General features: G+C 72.6%; 9 protein-coding genes and 1 pseudogene. 5 read left to right on the forward strand and 5 right to left on the reverse strand.

Annotation, left to right across the window (positions count from 1 at the left end):
- Positions 1-139 precede the first annotated feature (139 nt).
- Positions 140-733, forward strand: coding sequence for a TetR/AcrR family transcriptional regulator (locus BJ965_RS03295; protein ID WP_184907262.1), 594 nt, complete (start codon positions 140-142; stop codon positions 731-733).
- 62 nt (positions 734-795) lie between these two features.
- Here BJ965_RS03295 and BJ965_RS03300 read toward each other — a convergent pair whose 3' ends face one another.
- Positions 796-1,701, reverse strand: a complete 906-nt coding sequence (locus BJ965_RS03300) for a LysR family transcriptional regulator (protein ID WP_184907263.1) — start codon at positions 1,699-1,701, stop codon at positions 796-798.
- Between the two features lie 115 nt (positions 1,702-1,816).
- Between BJ965_RS03300 and BJ965_RS03305 the strand changes: the two genes are divergently transcribed.
- On the forward strand, positions 1,817-2,032 hold the full coding sequence (locus BJ965_RS03305) for a hypothetical protein (protein WP_184907264.1): 216 nt from the start codon (positions 1,817-1,819) through the stop codon (positions 2,030-2,032).
- 88 nt (positions 2,033-2,120) lie between these two features.
- Here BJ965_RS03305 and putP read toward each other — a convergent pair whose 3' ends face one another.
- The 3 genes and pseudogenes from putP to BJ965_RS03320 all read right to left on the reverse strand — a co-directional run bounded on the left by putP (position 2,121) and on the right by BJ965_RS03320 (position 9,146).
- Positions 2,121-5,726, reverse strand: coding sequence for a sodium/proline symporter PutP (gene putP / locus BJ965_RS40080; protein ID WP_313666694.1), 3,606 nt, complete (start codon positions 5,724-5,726; stop codon positions 2,121-2,123).
- A 248-nt stretch (positions 5,727-5,974) separates the two neighbouring features.
- A pseudogene (locus BJ965_RS40345) lies at positions 5,975-6,458 on the reverse strand (serine/threonine protein kinase); the annotation flags it as partial.
- 195 nt (positions 6,459-6,653) lie between these two features.
- A complete protein-coding gene (locus BJ965_RS03320) occupies positions 6,654-9,146 on the reverse strand; it encodes a SpoIIE family protein phosphatase (protein ID WP_184907265.1) in 2,493 nt (830 codons plus the stop codon).
- Positions 9,147-9,501: 355 nt separating this feature from the next.
- On the opposite strand from BJ965_RS03320, the gene BJ965_RS03325 reads away from it, so the two are divergent.
- The 3 genes from BJ965_RS03325 to BJ965_RS03335 all read left to right on the forward strand — a co-directional run bounded on the left by BJ965_RS03325 (position 9,502) and on the right by BJ965_RS03335 (position 13,238).
- Positions 9,502-10,476 (forward strand): alpha/beta hydrolase, encoded by a 975-nt coding sequence (locus BJ965_RS03325; RefSeq protein ID WP_184907266.1) that lies wholly within the window; start codon positions 9,502-9,504, stop codon positions 10,474-10,476.
- 94 nt (positions 10,477-10,570) lie between these two features.
- Complete coding sequence (locus BJ965_RS03330; protein ID WP_184907267.1) at positions 10,571-11,812, forward strand: PucR family transcriptional regulator; 1,242 nt, start codon at positions 10,571-10,573, stop codon at positions 11,810-11,812.
- A gap of 235 nt (positions 11,813-12,047) precedes the next feature.
- On the forward strand, positions 12,048-13,238 hold the full coding sequence (locus BJ965_RS03335) for a CaiB/BaiF CoA transferase family protein (RefSeq protein ID WP_184907268.1): 1,191 nt from the start codon (positions 12,048-12,050) through the stop codon (positions 13,236-13,238).
- A 36-nt stretch (positions 13,239-13,274) separates the two neighbouring features.
- Here the strand turns inward: BJ965_RS03335 and BJ965_RS03340 are convergent, their stop codons facing one another.
- Positions 13,275-14,273, reverse strand: a complete 999-nt coding sequence (locus BJ965_RS03340; protein ID WP_184907269.1) for a TerC family protein — start codon at positions 14,271-14,273, stop codon at positions 13,275-13,277.
- Positions 14,274-14,331 lie beyond the last annotated feature (58 nt).

Genomic DNA, 14,331 nt, shown 5'->3' on the forward strand with positions numbered 1-14,331 from the left:
CACGCGACCGCGGGCTGTCCGCACACGCGGCACGCCGATACGATGAACAAGCGGACAGTTGTCCGTTACCGGAAAACGTAACGGACAGCTGTCCGCTTAACAAGGGGCTGGTTTCGGCCATGGCCCGAGAGGAGGGCGAGTGCGGCAGAAGAAGGACGCTCCCCTGCGCTCGGACGCGCAGCGCAACCGCGAGCGCATCCTGGAAGTCGCGCTGGAGGAACTGACGCGCTCGGCGGGCGTCCCCTTGAGCGCGATCGCCAAGAAGGCGGGCGTGGGGCAGGGCACCTTCTACCGTCACTTCCCCACCCGTGAGGCGCTCGTCCTGGAGATCTACCGGCACGAGATGCAGCAGGTCGCCGACACCGCCCCGGCGCTGCTGGAGAGCCGGGAGCCCGACCGTGCGCTGCGCGAGTGGATGGACCGGCTGGCCCGGTTCGCCATGACCAAGGCGGGCCTGGCCGACGCCATCCGCCAGGCCACCAGCGCACCCGGCCGGCCGGAGAAGCCGGGCCACGCCCCGGTGACCGAGGCGGCCGAACTCCTGCTCCGAGCAGCCGAGGACGCCGGGACCATCCGCCCGGGGGTCACCGTGAGCGACCTCTTCCTCGTCATCGGCGGGCTCTGGACGATGGACCCCCACACCGACTGGCAGCCGCGCGCCACCCGCCTGCTGGATTTCGTCATGGACGGGCTGCGGGTGGGGGCGCCCGGGGGTGACGCGCGCGGGAGGTGACGCGGGAGGGCCGCGCCGGAGGGACGCGCGGGGGGGGGCGATCCGACCGGGCCCTGTGGGTGTCAGGCGACCGCCGTCCGCGCCAGGCCCCGTAGTTCCTCCAGGGCCGCCGCCACCGCCGGGCGGGCGTGCCCGCCGGTCCGGGTGCAGGTCAGGAGCTTGCGGTGGGGGTCGCCCGTGCAGCGCACCCGGGTGATCGGCAGATGCGGGGTCAGATGGGCCAGGCGCGGGATGAGGGCGACGCCGAGCCGGTGGGCCACGAGGTGGGCGCAGACGTTCCAGTCGAGGGCGTGGTGGACGACCTCGGGGGTGAACCCGGCCGCGCCGCAGGCGGAGAGGACGTGCGGCCGGCACGGGCTGGCCTCCACCGGCGCGATCCATGCCTCCCGCGCCGCCTCGGCCAGATCGACCCGGGCCCGCCCCGCCAGCCGGTGCCCCTCCGGCACGACCAAGTCGAACGGGTCGTCGAGCAGCGGCTGCTGATCGAACCGCGTGTCGCTCAACGGCGGGTTGTGCGGGGTCGCTTCGACGATCGCCAAGTCGGTGTCACCCTCGAAGAGCAGGTCGAAACTCTCCGGGACGGCCGCCTCGGTGATCCGGACGGACAGCCGCGGGTGCCGCTCCCCCAGCCGGGCCGCCATCGGCGCCAGCAGCACCGAGACGGCCACCGGGAATCCGGTGACCCGCAGCACCCCGGAAGGCGCCCCGTGGTCGGCCCGTAGATCCAGTTCGGCCTGGTCCCAGCGGGCCTGGATGGCGTCGGCGTGCGCGAGCAGGCTCTCGGCGGCCGGAGTGAGACGCACCCCGCGCCCCTGCGGCTCCAGCAGGTCGACCCCCAGGTCCCGGGCGAGCTGCCGGACCTGCTGGGAGGCGGCGGACGGCGTGAAGTGCAGGGCCCGGGCGGCCGCGGTGACCGTGCCGTAGTGGGCGACCGCCCTCAGGACGTGCAGCCGGCGCAGGTCAATCATGAAGCCCAGGCTTCACAGTGGCGTCCACAAAGTCAACCTGGACGTGTACGGATCCTTCGACGCACCCTGGCTGTGTCGCGACGGTCAACCAGCCACGACGTACGAGGAGTCAGTCATGACCAGCACGGATGCCACCGCCTGCCCGCACTGCGGCTGGCCGGACCGGGGCGAGCCGTTCCAGGTGCTGTCGCGGCACGCCACCGCGACGGGCCGCACGGAGTGGACGCGTTGCGGGTGCGGCTCGCTGCAGGTCCGGGTCGCCGACGGGTGCGGGACGCGCGTGGTCTCCCGCAGCCGGCTGGCGGTCCGGTCGGGTACCGCGAGCCACTGAGCCCGGATCCCGGCGCCGGGACGTGCCGGGGCCGGGATCCGGGCCACACCCCAGCCAGCCGCGTCACCAACCTGCCCGAACAGCACACCTAGACGGCCGCGTCGGCGGGGATGGCCTGCTCCGTCCAGATGACCTTGCCGGTCGTCGTGTAGCGGGTTCCCCACCGTTGGGCGAGCTGGGCCACGATCAGCAGCCCCCGCCCTCCCTCGTCGGTGGTCCGAGCGTGGCGCAGGCGCGGTGAGGTGCTGCCGCCGTCGGAGACCTCGCAGATCAGGACGCGGTCCCGGATCAGGCGCAGGCCGACGGGTCCGGTCGCATGGCGGATGGCGTTGGTGACGAGTTCGCTGACGATGAGCTCCGTGGTGAAGGCCAGGTCGGGCAGGGCCCACTCCTCCAGTTGCCCGCTCACGAGACCGCGGGCGTGCGCGACGGCAGCCGGATCGCGGGGCAGGCTCCAGGAGACGACCTGGTCCGGGGCCAGGGCACGGGTCCGGGCCAGGAGCAGGGCCACGTCGTCGGACGGCGGACCCGTCAGGAGGGTGTCGACCGCGGCCCCGCCGATCGCCTGCAGGTCGGACCCGCGCACCGCGAGGGCGTCGCCCAGCCGGGAGAGCCCGGCGTCGATGTCCCGGTCGTAGGTCTCGATGAGGCCGTCCGTGTAGAGGGCGAGGAGAGTGCCCTCGGCCAGCTCCACCTCGGTGGACTCGAAGGGCAGGTAGCCGAGGCCGAGGGGCGGTCCGGCGGGCAGGTCGAGGATGTCCGCGGTGCCGTCCGGACGGACGACCACGGGCGGGAGGTGGCCGGCGCGGGCCAGCGTGCACCGTCTGGCGACCGGGTCGTACACGGCGTACAGGCAGGTGGCCCCGAGGAACGCGGCGCCCGCGCTCTCGTCTCCGGCCGCCGCACGCTCCTGGCTGTCGTACGCCCCCAGATGGCCGATGACGAGGTCGTCGAGGTGCGCCAGCAGTTCGTCAGGCGGGAGGTCCAGATCGGCGAGCGTGCGGACCGCGGTGCGCAGGCGCCCCATGGTCGCCGCCGCGTTCATGCCGTGCCCGACGACGTCCCCGACGACCAGCGCGACACGGGCTCCGGAGAGCGGGATCACGTCGAACCAGTCGCCGCCCACACCGGTGGGGGCGTCCGCGGGCAGGTACCAGGAGGCCACCTCCAGGGCGGATCCGCCGGCCAGCTCCTGAGGCAGCAGGTAACGTTGCATGGAGCGGGCCGCGGTGCGCTCGCGTGTGTAGCGGCGCGCGTTGTCGACGCACAGTGCGGCGCGGGAGACGAGTTCCTCGGCGAGACGCACGTCGTCGTCCTCGAAGGGGCCCGTACGGGCGGTGCGGGCGAATGTCGCCACTCCCAAGGTGACCCCGCGCGCCCGCACCGGAACCACCATCAGCGATCGGAAGTCGAAGTCGCGTAGGGAGGCTCCCAGGGACTCGTCCTCGGTCACCCAGGCACTGCGGGAAAGGTCCAGGACCCGCTCCACCTGCGTCGTACTCTCCAGCAGGCTCCGGGTGACGGGCGACAGGGGAGCGCGCCGAACCGTTTCGCCCACGGCCAGGCTCGCCTCCGGACAGCCCTCGCGCACCGACCGCTGGCCGGCACGGCGGATGACGGGCGTCATGCCGACCGGTCCGGGGGCGGGCTCCTCGCCCCTCATGACCGAGTCCAGCAGGTCGACGGCGACGAACTCGGCGACGGCCGGCACCGCCTCGTCTGCCAGCTCCTGCGCGGTCCGCGTCACCTCCAGCGTGCTGCCGATGCGAGCGCCCGCGTCGTTCAGGAGTGCCAGGCGTTCCTGGGCCCGCCAGCGCTCGGTGACGTCGACGACCAGGTAGGAGATGCCCACGTAGCGGCCCTTGCGGTCCTGCATGCCGAAGAAGGAGGCGGAGCACGCGCGAATCCGGTCGGGATCGGCGTGGCTCGGCCCCCGGTACTCGTAGTCCAGCACCGCATCCCCGGTCTCGAGGACCTTGTGCATCTGCTCTTCGAAGGCCTCCGCCTCCGGCCCGGGCAGCACGTCCCGCACCTGCCGCCCCAGGCGCTCATGGAGGGGGATGAGGCGGTCAAGCGACTCATTCACCCACACGTAGCGCAGATCGGTGTCCAGGACGGCCATGCCGACCGGTGCGTGGCTGAGCAAGGGGGTGGCCGTCAACTGGCTCACCGCGCCCCCCGGCATGCGCCAGAAGGCCCGTCTCGGCGGTCGGCCGACGAACCGGCCGAAGACCAGTGCGGCGGACGTGGCGACCAGCACGCCCGGGACCATCTCGTAGATGCCCGACTCCAGGGGCCCGAGCAGTGGATTGACCTGGTCCCAGAACAGCACCGTGGCCGCGCCCGACACGATCCCGGCCATGGCCCCCGCCCACGTCATGCGCGGCCAGTACAGCGAGAGGAGGACCACCGGCCCGAAGGCCGCGCCGAAGCCCGCCCAGGCCTGGGCGACGATGTCGAGCAGCCCGCCGCCCCTGAGCGCGATCACGAAGGCCACCAGGATCACCACCACGACGGCGCCGCGGCCGACCCGCACCAGCACCTTGTCCTCGACACGCCGGTGGAGGAACGCGCGGTAGAAGTCCTCGGTGAGGGCGGTGGACGACACGAGGAGCTGACTGTCCGCGGTCGAGATGATGGCCGCCAGTACGGCGATCAGCATCACGGCGGCGACCCAGGGGGTGAGCAGGGTCTCGGCCAGAACGATGTACACCGTGTCCGGGTCGGTGAGTGGCGTGCCGAGCTGCCCGATCCCCACCAGGCCGACGAGCGTGGCACCGGCGAGCACGACACCGGCCCAGGCGGTCCCGATGCGGCGGGCCGCGGGGACGGCGCGGGTGCTGCGGATGCCCATGAAGCGGGCCAGGATGTGCGGCTGGCCGAAGTAGCCGAGGCCCCAGGCGAGCAGCGAGATCGTCGCCACCGCCCCGAGGGACCCGCCGTCCGACCACCGCCCGTCCGCGTAGCCGACCGTGCTCCCCATGTCGAGCAGACTCGGCGTCTTCTGCTCGATGCCGTCGCCCAGCGCCCCGAAGCCACCGAGCACCGCGACACCGGTGAGCGGGAGCACGAGCAGGGCGAGGAACATCAGGGTCCCCTGCATCACATGCGTCAGGCTCACGGCGAGGAAGCCGCCCAGGCACGCGTAGACACCGATCACCAGGGCGGTCAGGGTCACCCCGATACCGAACCGGATGTCGAAGACCTGCTCGAACAGCAGCCCGCCGGCGACGAAGCCGCTGGCCACGTAGACGGTGAAGAACGCCAGGGTCACGGCGGCCGACACCAGTCTGAGCATCCGGGTGCGGTCCTCGAACCGCTCCTCCAGGTAAGCCGACAGGCTCACGGCGTTCCCGGCCCGCTCGGTGTAGGTGCGCAGCCGCGGCGCGACGAACAGCCAGTTGAGGTACGTGCCGATCACCAGGCCGACGGCGATCCAGCTGGCGCCGATACCCGCCGCGTAGACCGCTCCGGGCAGCGCGAGGAACAGCCAGCCGGACATGTCACTGGCCCCTGCGGACAGGGCGGCTACGAGCGCGCTGAGTCTGCGGCCGCCCAGAGCGAAGTCGGTGAAGGTGCGAGTGCGGGTGTAGGCCCAGACACCGGTTCCGATCATGGCTGCCACGTACACGAGGAACGTGGTCACGGTCGGCGCACTCAAGTCGAACATGTGGTCCTCGCCTGCGAGGTTCATGCAACCGGCGTGGCCGTCGGCACGCCTGGTGCCGGTATGCCCTGTCGTACAAATGTACAGATCCGGGTCATGAGAGAGCGACCGGCACGGAGGGGGTGCCGCGCTTCGGCGCGGTGACCGGTCAGGGTCAGTCGTACGCGAAGCGGGCGGTGACCGTGCGCGGAGTGCCGGAGAGGATGCGCAGTTCGGCCTGTGCCGTGCGGTGCCCCGGAGGAACGCCAGTACGCAGACCACGACCAGCGCGGGCAGGCCGAGGGCAGGAGCAGCGGCAGCAGTGCCACCAGTGCGGCGAGCCGGCCCCGGCCGCGTTCCTCCCAGGCGGGGCCGTAGGCGGCGCCGGCAGCGGCTTCCAGGTCTCCGACGAACGCATCGGCCTGTGCGGGCCGTTCCCGCGGATCCTTGGCCAGACCACGGCGGATCAGCTCCCGCACCGCCTTGGGGGCCTCCTCGGCCGGGACGGGTGCGTCGACGTGCTGCAGCGCGAGCTCCGCGATGTCGTCACCCTCGTACGGCTTGTGACCCGTCAGGCACTCGAAGAAGGTGGCCGTGGCCGCGTACACGTCCGCGGCGGGCGAGGCGGGTGCGCCGGTCCACTGTTCGCAGGGTCTCGCTGAGGTACTTCACGGCCACGGGCACGCCGGTCTCCTCGTGCACGGCGAGTACGCCCCGCCCGCTCGCCCCCGACCCGGGTTCGAGCGACTGCGTGTATCCGGGCACTGCCCATATGTTCATTCCAGCCCCCCCGTCCGCCTCGCCACCGCGTCCCCGCCCCTCGGCGAAGCGGTCGGCCGCGCGTTGAGAGACACATTTCAGCCACCGCGGTTGCGGTGGACCAGCCCTCGGTCACGGGAGGCGCCCGGGGCGTCGCGGAACTCGTGTGCGGTGACCGTCGCGTGTGCGGGGTCGAGAGGCAGGCGAGGTCGGTGATCAGCCGTCGGCGTCGGGTGCGTCCTGTCCGGGGACGCCGACCAGGAGCAGGGTCACGTCGTCGTCGTAGGCGGCTGTGTCCGTGATGAGGGTTCTGATCAGCCGGTCCGCCGCCCGGTCGAGGCTGCCGGGGTCGTCGGCGGAAGCGCCCTTCAGCGCGACATCGACGGTGTGGGTCAGGACGTCGACCTGGACCTCGATGTCGGTCCCGGGCCTTTCGATCAGCCCGTCGGTGTAGAGCACCAGAGCGCTGCCCGGCGGCAGCGGCCTGGTCACCTCCTCGAACGGCACCCCGCCTCCCAAATCGTTGACGCCCAGCGGCACCCCGACCGGTGCTCCCAGCCGGCAGGCGGGCCCGTCGGGCGGCAGGGCGATGACGGGCAGGTGCCCCGCCGAGCACAGGGTGACCTCGTGCCTGCCCTGGTCCAGGACCAGGTAGACGCAGGTGACCAGCTGGTCGGGCAGGTCGCTGACGAACGTGTCGAGAGAGTTCATCAGCCCGCTCGGCGGGGCACCCGCGCGGGCCAGGGCGTGGGAGGCGGCGCGCAGCTGCCCCATGACGGCTGCGGCCTCCAGACCCCGGCCCATCACGTCGCCGATGAGGACGCCCGTGCGGCGCTCGTCGAGCGGAATGACGTCGAACCAGTCACCGCCTACGCCGGGGTCCTGGACGGACGCCAGGTACCGGTAGGCGCAGGGCAGGTACGCAAGGCGAGGCGGCTCCCCCATGAGGCTGTGCTGCAGGGTGTACGCGATCCGCCGCTGCTGCTCGTACCGCTGGGCGCGTTCGGCCTCCAGCCGTCTGCGTTCGGTGATGTCCCGGACGGTCAGCACCACGAGCGTCTCCTGCTCGGACTGCAGGCTGCTGACGCTCACCTCCACGGGAAACTCGGAGCCGTCACCGCGCAGCCCGTACAGCTCCCTGTCCAGCACCGTGGGCTTCGGATCACGCAGGCGGAGGTAGGCACCGAGGAGTGCGCGGTGGCGCCGGCGCCGAGAGACGGGCACCAGGCCGACCACCTCGGTTCCGACGAGCTCCCCCGGCGTACGGCCGAAGAGGCGTCTCACCTGGGGGTTGGCCAGGACGACGGTGCCGCTGCCGTCCGTGATCAGGGTGGCGTCGGGAGCGGACTCCAGCAGCGCGAGGAAGCGCCGGTGGGACCGCTGGACCTCGCGCTCGGCCGCGACGCGTTCGGTGATGTCGGTGTACACGCCGCACACGGCGTAGGGCTTGCCGGAGGCGTCGTTGAGCGGGAACCGAGTCGAGAGGAACTCCCGCGGGCCCCCCGGCAGGGCGAGTGTCTTCTGCCGCTGTATGGGCCGGCCCTCCGCGAGCACGGCGAGGTCGGAGGCCCGCGACTGACGGGCGAGCTCGGACGGCAGGACATCCTGGTCCCGGCGGCCCAGGGCCTGGCTGCGGGGCAGGCTGAAGGCCTGCTCGAACTTCGTGTTGACCTCCAGGAAGCGGCCCTCCAGGTCCTTGATGAACACCACCGAGGGCGTGTGCTCCAAGAAGGCCTGCAGCAGTTCGTTCTGGCGCACCTGCCACGCGAGACGGCCGTGCGCCACCTCGACCCGGCGGCCGACGGTCAGCGTCACGAAGATCACCGACGTGAACACGGCCACGTGCCCGAAGACGAGCAACGCGGTGCCCAGCCGCGGCCCGAACACTTCCGCGTCCTCACCCGCCAGGACGGCCCAGCCCAGCAGCGGCGGCACGATCAGGACGGTGACAAACAGCCATCGTCCCAGCGCGCCGGTTGTACCCACGTTCAGCAGCAGCCCTGCGAGCCCCTCGCGCGGACGGGCCAGGAAGAGGGCCGCGCCCAGCAGCACCAGGGCCACCGCGGTGGGCGGGGCGATGCCGATGTAGGCGCCGAACCGCTCCAGTTCGGGCACCCCGTAGGCAGCCCCGTACAGCCGCAGCACGCCGAGTGCTCCGACGGCCAAGCCCGGGATCTGACTCGCCCAGGCGGAGATCCGGGACGCACCGGCGCACACTGAGGCCGCCCCCGCGAGCACGAGCGCCACGGCCGTGTTCGGCGCCATCCGTCCCGGCGGCTGCCCTTTCGCCTCGGCGAGGCGGTCGCGGTCCTGGAAGAGCAGCTCGTCGATTCCCAGGTTTGCCCCGGTCACGTACTCCACCAAAGTGAGCGCGCCCAGCAGGGCGGCCAGGACCGCCGCCGCACGGGCCGCGGCGAGCATCCACGGGCGGGTCTGAGCGCGGGTGGTCACGAACATGGAGAAGCCGAGGGCGATGAGGCCCACGGCGGTGTTGGCCTTCATGCCCGCCAGGCCAACGGGCAGCACGCTCGTCGGCACGCCGGTGATCCACCGGATGAGGCCCACCAGGCCCACCAGACCTGCCGCCAGGGCCGCGGCCCTGGCCACCGCCCGCGCGGCACGGAGGACGGGCAGGCGGAACGGCAGACCGTCGACCTGCTCCGGGCGATGCGCGCCAGGCAGCCCCGGCGTCTGCTGCTCCCTCGTCACCGCATTCTCATCCCTGCCGGATTCCCCGCCGCACCAACCTGCATCAATCATCCTAAGTAGTAGGAAAGGGTATAGCTGTGGCGGGCAGCGGGCCCTGCGAGACGACGACGCCGCTGGACGGCAGGAGCCGGCGGCCCCCGCCGTGCGGGGGCGTCAGACCGCTACCCTGACCGCCGAGCCCGAGCGGCAGGCGCGCGCTGGACACGCCACTCACCGCGGTGCCCGCCCCCGCCCCCGCCCCCGCCACACCCGCCGAACGGCGGGCAGCTTCCGCCGCCCGGCGGCGTCCGCGGACGGGGTCCTGGGACCGACCATGACTGCACGAGCCGCCGCGACCTCGTGTGAGGAGACGTCCATGACGCATGTTCCGCCCCCGTTCGACCCCGAACTCGCCGCCGCCCTGGAGCTGATCAAGGACATGATCAGTCCGGGGCTCACGCTCGACGAGATCGCGGAGGTGCGCCAGGGCCCGGGCATCCGGATGCTGGCCGAGCTCGACCTGACGATGGGCGGGACGTTCGAGGTCGAGGACCGGCGGGTGCCCGGCCCGGAGGGTGCGCCGGACATCTCCCTGCTGATCTGCCGCCCGGCCGCGCCGGAGACGCCCGGCCCGCGTCCGGTGATCTACCACGTGCACGGCGGCGGCATGGTCATCGGGAACAACCGGGTCGGAGTCGACGTCCCACTGGCGTGGGCGCAGGCTCTGGACGCGATCGTGGTGTCGGTGGAGTACCGGCTGGCGCCGGAGCACCCGCACCCCGCGCCGGTCGAGGACGTCTACGCCGGGCTGCTGTGGACGGCGGACCACGCCGCCGAACTCGGCGCCGACCCCGAGCGGATCGTCGTCGCGGGCGCGAGCGCGGGCGGCGGGCTGTGCGCGGCCCTGGCCCTGCTCACCCGGGACCGCAAGGGGCCGCAGCCGATCGGACAGGTGCTGATGTGCCCGATGCTCGACGACCGCAACGACTCGCCGTCGACGTACCAGATGGCGGGCCTGGGGGTGTGGGACCGCACCGCCAACGAGACCGGCTGGACCGCGCTCCTCGGTTCGCGCCGCGGCGGCCCCGACGTACCGGCGTACGCGGCACCGGCCCGGGCCGAGGACCTCACGGGGCTGCCTCCGGCCTTCCTCGACGTCGGCTCGGCGGAGACCTTCCGCGACGAGGTCGTGGCCTATGCCTCGCGTATCTGGCAGGCCGGTGGGGTGGCCGAGCTGCATGTGTGGCCGGGCGGATTCCACGGTTTCGACGGGTTCGCTCCGCAGGCGGCGTTGTCGCAGGCAGCGCGGGCGGCGCATCTGACGTGGCTGCGCAGGCTGTTGGGGGTCTGAGGGCCGGGGCGACCGGACTCGTCGGTGGCCGTGCCCGGAAAGCCTTCGTACGCCGACCGTCCCGGAAACGGCCGCATACCGCACCATGGGGCCTATGAAAGAGCTGGCCGGGCGGCTGACCGCCCTCGACCCGGACGCCGGCGCTGCGGTCCGGGTCATCGCCTACTTCGACCGCCTGGCCGAGTCCAGGGCCGGGCTGGAGGCACTCGTGCGCGGTGCCGCCGTCCTGGCCGGCTGCCCGGCCCGGCTGGTGGATCCGGAGCGGCGCGTCCACGTCAGGGTGGAGACCGACGGCACCCGGCGTGACACCGGCACCCCGCCCGACCCGGCCTGGCCCGCCGTCCGGCTGGGCCCGGACGGTACGGGGATGCTGTGGCTGGAGCGCGGCGGGGACGGTGCGGGGCCGGCCGGGAGCGTGTCCGGACCGGCCGGGGTCGCCCCGGGTGGTGGGGGCGATGCCGAGCACGGCGGCCCGGCGGTGACGGTGCTCGATTCGCGGCCCGCCCCGGCCGCCGCACCCGGACAGGTGCCGGTGCAGCCCATCCCCAGCGTGGTCGACGCCGTGATCCTCGAACGCGCCGCCGGCGCCGTCCGGCTGGTCCTCGACCGCACCCGCGGCCGGGCCCCGGCTCACGACCCGGCGCTGGTCGAGACGCTCCTCGATGCCACAGCCCCCGAACCGGCCCGCCTGCACGCCGCCCGCCGCCTCGGGCTTGACCCAACGGCACCGGCCCGGGCCCTCGCGCCGCTGAACGGCCGACCGCGGGTGATACCCGACGCCCCGGAGGCCGGCTCCGGCAACCGACTGCCGCCTTCCGCCTCCCTTCAAGAGACGGAAGGGACGGACCGCGCCCCGGCGAACGTGAGCGCCGACCGGCCGGAGCTCCCGGGCCCCCCGCTCACCGCCGGGCGCCTCGGTGTCGGATCCGCCGTCCCGGTGCTCGAGCTGCCCCGGTCCTGGGCCGAGGCCCGTACGGCCCTGCGGTTCACCGCCGAGGGGACCCCGTGGGACCCCGGGCCCCGGGCCGTGTACGCCGACGAGCTGGGCGGTGTCTCCCTGCTCGCCGATCTCGTCCTGCCGGGCTCGGAGCCGCCACCGGACGTCCGCGCTCTGGAGACCGCCGCCGCGTCCGCCCCCTGGCTGCCGGTCACGCTGCACGCGATCACGTACACGTCGAGCCTGCGGGCCGCCGCCGCCGAGATCAACGTCCACCACTCCACGCTCCAGGAGCGCCTGGCCCACGCCGAGCACCTGCTCGGCTGGCCGATCCGTACCCCGCAGGGACGGCTCCGGCTGCACCTGGCCCTCACGATGCGCAGGCTGGCGCGCCCCTGACCGCCGTACGCCGGGGCGCATCCACCGCACGCGGGCCATGACCTCCACCGCCGGACGCCCTCGACGCGCACAGGCTCTCCCTCGTCGAGCCGGCGAAACCGCACCCCACCGGCACCGCCGCCCCGCCAAACCGCCCGACGGCGTGATCCGGATCGCGTCGGTGACCCGCCTCCGCGTCCGTCCCCTGCGGCAGACTGTCCGAGCGCCTTCCGTACCGGATTCAGGAGCTTGAGGCATGAGCGTGCAGCGGTATCCCCTGGCCGGGGTCACGGTGGTCAGTCTGGAGCAGGCCGTGGCCGCGCCCTACGCCACCCGGCAGCTCGCCGACCTCGGGGCCCGGGTGATCAAGGTGGAGCGGCCGGGCGGCGGTGACTTCGCCCGCCGGTACGACACGACCGTGCACGGCCACTCCAGCTATTTCGTGTGGCTCAACCGCTCCAAGGAGTCCCTCACGCTCGACCTGAAGGACCCCCGCGGCCACGAGATCCTTCACGACCTGCTCGACGGCGCCGACGTGTTCGTGCAGAACCTCGCCCCGGGCGCCGCCGCCCGGCTCGGGCTGGATGCCGCCACCGTCACCGAGCGCCGACCGGGCCTGATCCCGTGCACGATCTCCGGCTACGGCACGACGGGCCCCTGGTCCGACCGCAAGGCCTACGACCTGCTCGTGCAGTGCCAGACCGGGCTGGTGTCGCTGACCGGAACCCCCGAGGGGACCGCGCGGACCGGGATCTCCGTCGCCGACATCGCCGCCGGGATGTACGCCTACAGCGGCGTCCTCACCGCGCTGTACACCCGTGCCACCACCGGCGAGGCGCATCCCGTGGAGGTGTCGCTGTTCGAGGCGCTGGCGGAGTGGATGGGTCAGCCCGCCTACTACACCCGGTACGGCGGCACCCAGCCCCCGCGTCTGGGCACCCAGCACGCCACCATCGCGCCGTACGGGACGTACACCGCCGCCGACGGCAAGGAGGTGCTGTTCTCCATCCAGAACGAGCGGGAATGGGTGGCCCTGTGCGCCGAGTTCCTCGGCCGTCCGGAGCTGGTCGACGATCCGCGTTTCGCCACCGGCTCGGCTCGTGTCGCCCACCGCGAGGAGCTCAACGCCGTCGTCGCCGAGCGGTTCGCCCGCTCCGGCTCCGACGAGATCCTCAAGGACCTGGAGCGCGTCGGCATCGCGTGCGCCGGGGTCAACGACGTCGCCGCGTTCCTGGACCACCCCGTGCTGGCCGCCCGTGGCCGCTGGAGCGAGGTCGAGGTGCCGGGTGCCACCGTGGAGGCGCTGCTCCCGCCGGCCGACCTCGCGGGCCTGCCCGCGCGCATGGACCCCGTGCCGGACGTGGGCGAGCACACCGAGGCCATCCTCGCCGAACTGGGCCGCACCGCCGAGGAGGTGGCGGGCCTCCGCGCGGACGGCGTCGTCTGACGGCTTCACCCGACGGCGAGCCCCCCACCCCGAGGTCTAGCCGGCCTCCGCCTCCGCGGCCGGTTCAGCCTCCGCCGCCGCCTGCGCCTCGGCCTCCTGCCGCCTCGACGCGCGCAGGCTCGTGACCGTCGTGACCGCCAGGACCAGCACGATGAAGCCCAGCGAGAACGGGATGCCGATCTCGGGGACGTGGACGCCCGACTCGTGAAGGGCGTGCAGCACCAGTTTCACGCCGATGAAGCCGAGGATGATCGACAGGCCGTAGGAGAGGTGGACCAGCTTCTTCAGCAGACCGCCGATGAGGAAGTACAGCTGACGCAGGCCCATCAGGGCGAAGGCGTTCGCGGTGAAGACGATGTACGGGTCCTGCGTCAGGCCGTAGATGGCCGGAATGGAGTCGAGGGCGAACAGCACGTCGGTGGAGCCGATCGCGAGCATCACGACCAGCATCGGGGTCATGATCCGCTTGCCGTTCTCGGTGATGAACAGCTTCGTGCCGTGATAACGGTCGGCCACGCCGAAACGCTGTTCCGCCATCTTCAGCAGCTTGTTCTCCTGGTACTCCTCCTCGTGCTGGTCCTTGCGCGCGTCCTGGACCAGCTTCCAGGCGGTCCAGATCAGGAAGGCCCCGAAGAGGTAGAACACCCAGGAGAAGGTGGAGATGATCGCCGCGCCGGCCGCGATGAACACGGCCCGCAGCACCAGGGCCATCAGGACACCGATCATCAGCACCCGCTGCTGGTACTGCGAGGGCACCGCGAACTTGCCCATGATCAGGACGAACACGAAGAGGTTGTCGACGCTGAGTGACTTCTCGGTGATGTACCCGGCGAAGAACTCGCCCGTGGGCCCGCTCCCACCGAAGTACCACAGCCCCAGCCCGAACAGCACGGCCAGGACGACCCACACCACCGTCCACGTCCCGGCTTCCTTGACGGACACGTCGTGCGGCTTGCGGCCGACGAAGAAGTCGACGGCGACCAGCACGCACAGGGCTGCCACGGTCAGCAGCCACACGGACAGCGAGACGTTCACTTGTTGCTCCTGATGCAGGTGTGGGGAAGGCACATCCTGGTCCGCCGTGGCCGATTTC

This window comes from Streptomyces luteogriseus, assembly GCF_014205055.1.
In the GTDB taxonomy this organism is placed as follows: Bacteria; Actinomycetota; Actinomycetes; order Streptomycetales; family Streptomycetaceae; genus Streptomyces; species Streptomyces luteogriseus.

Coding starts and splice junctions, on each gene's coding strand:
- BJ965_RS03305 (WP_184907264.1), top strand. CDS start 1,817: ATGACCAGCACGGATGCCACCGCCTGCCCGCACTGCGGCTGGCCGGAC.
- BJ965_RS03300 (WP_184907263.1), bottom strand. CDS start 1,701: ATGATTGACCTGCGCCGGCTGCACGTCCTGAGGGCGGTCGCCCACTAC.
- putP (WP_313666694.1), bottom strand. CDS start 5,726: ATGAACCTCGCAGGCGAGGACCACATGTTCGACTTGAGTGCGCCGACC.
- BJ965_RS03330 (WP_184907267.1), top strand. CDS start 10,571: ATGAAAGAGCTGGCCGGGCGGCTGACCGCCCTCGACCCGGACGCCGGC.
- BJ965_RS03325 (WP_184907266.1), top strand. CDS start 9,502: ATGACGCATGTTCCGCCCCCGTTCGACCCCGAACTCGCCGCCGCCCTG.
- BJ965_RS03335 (WP_184907268.1), top strand. CDS start 12,048: ATGAGCGTGCAGCGGTATCCCCTGGCCGGGGTCACGGTGGTCAGTCTG.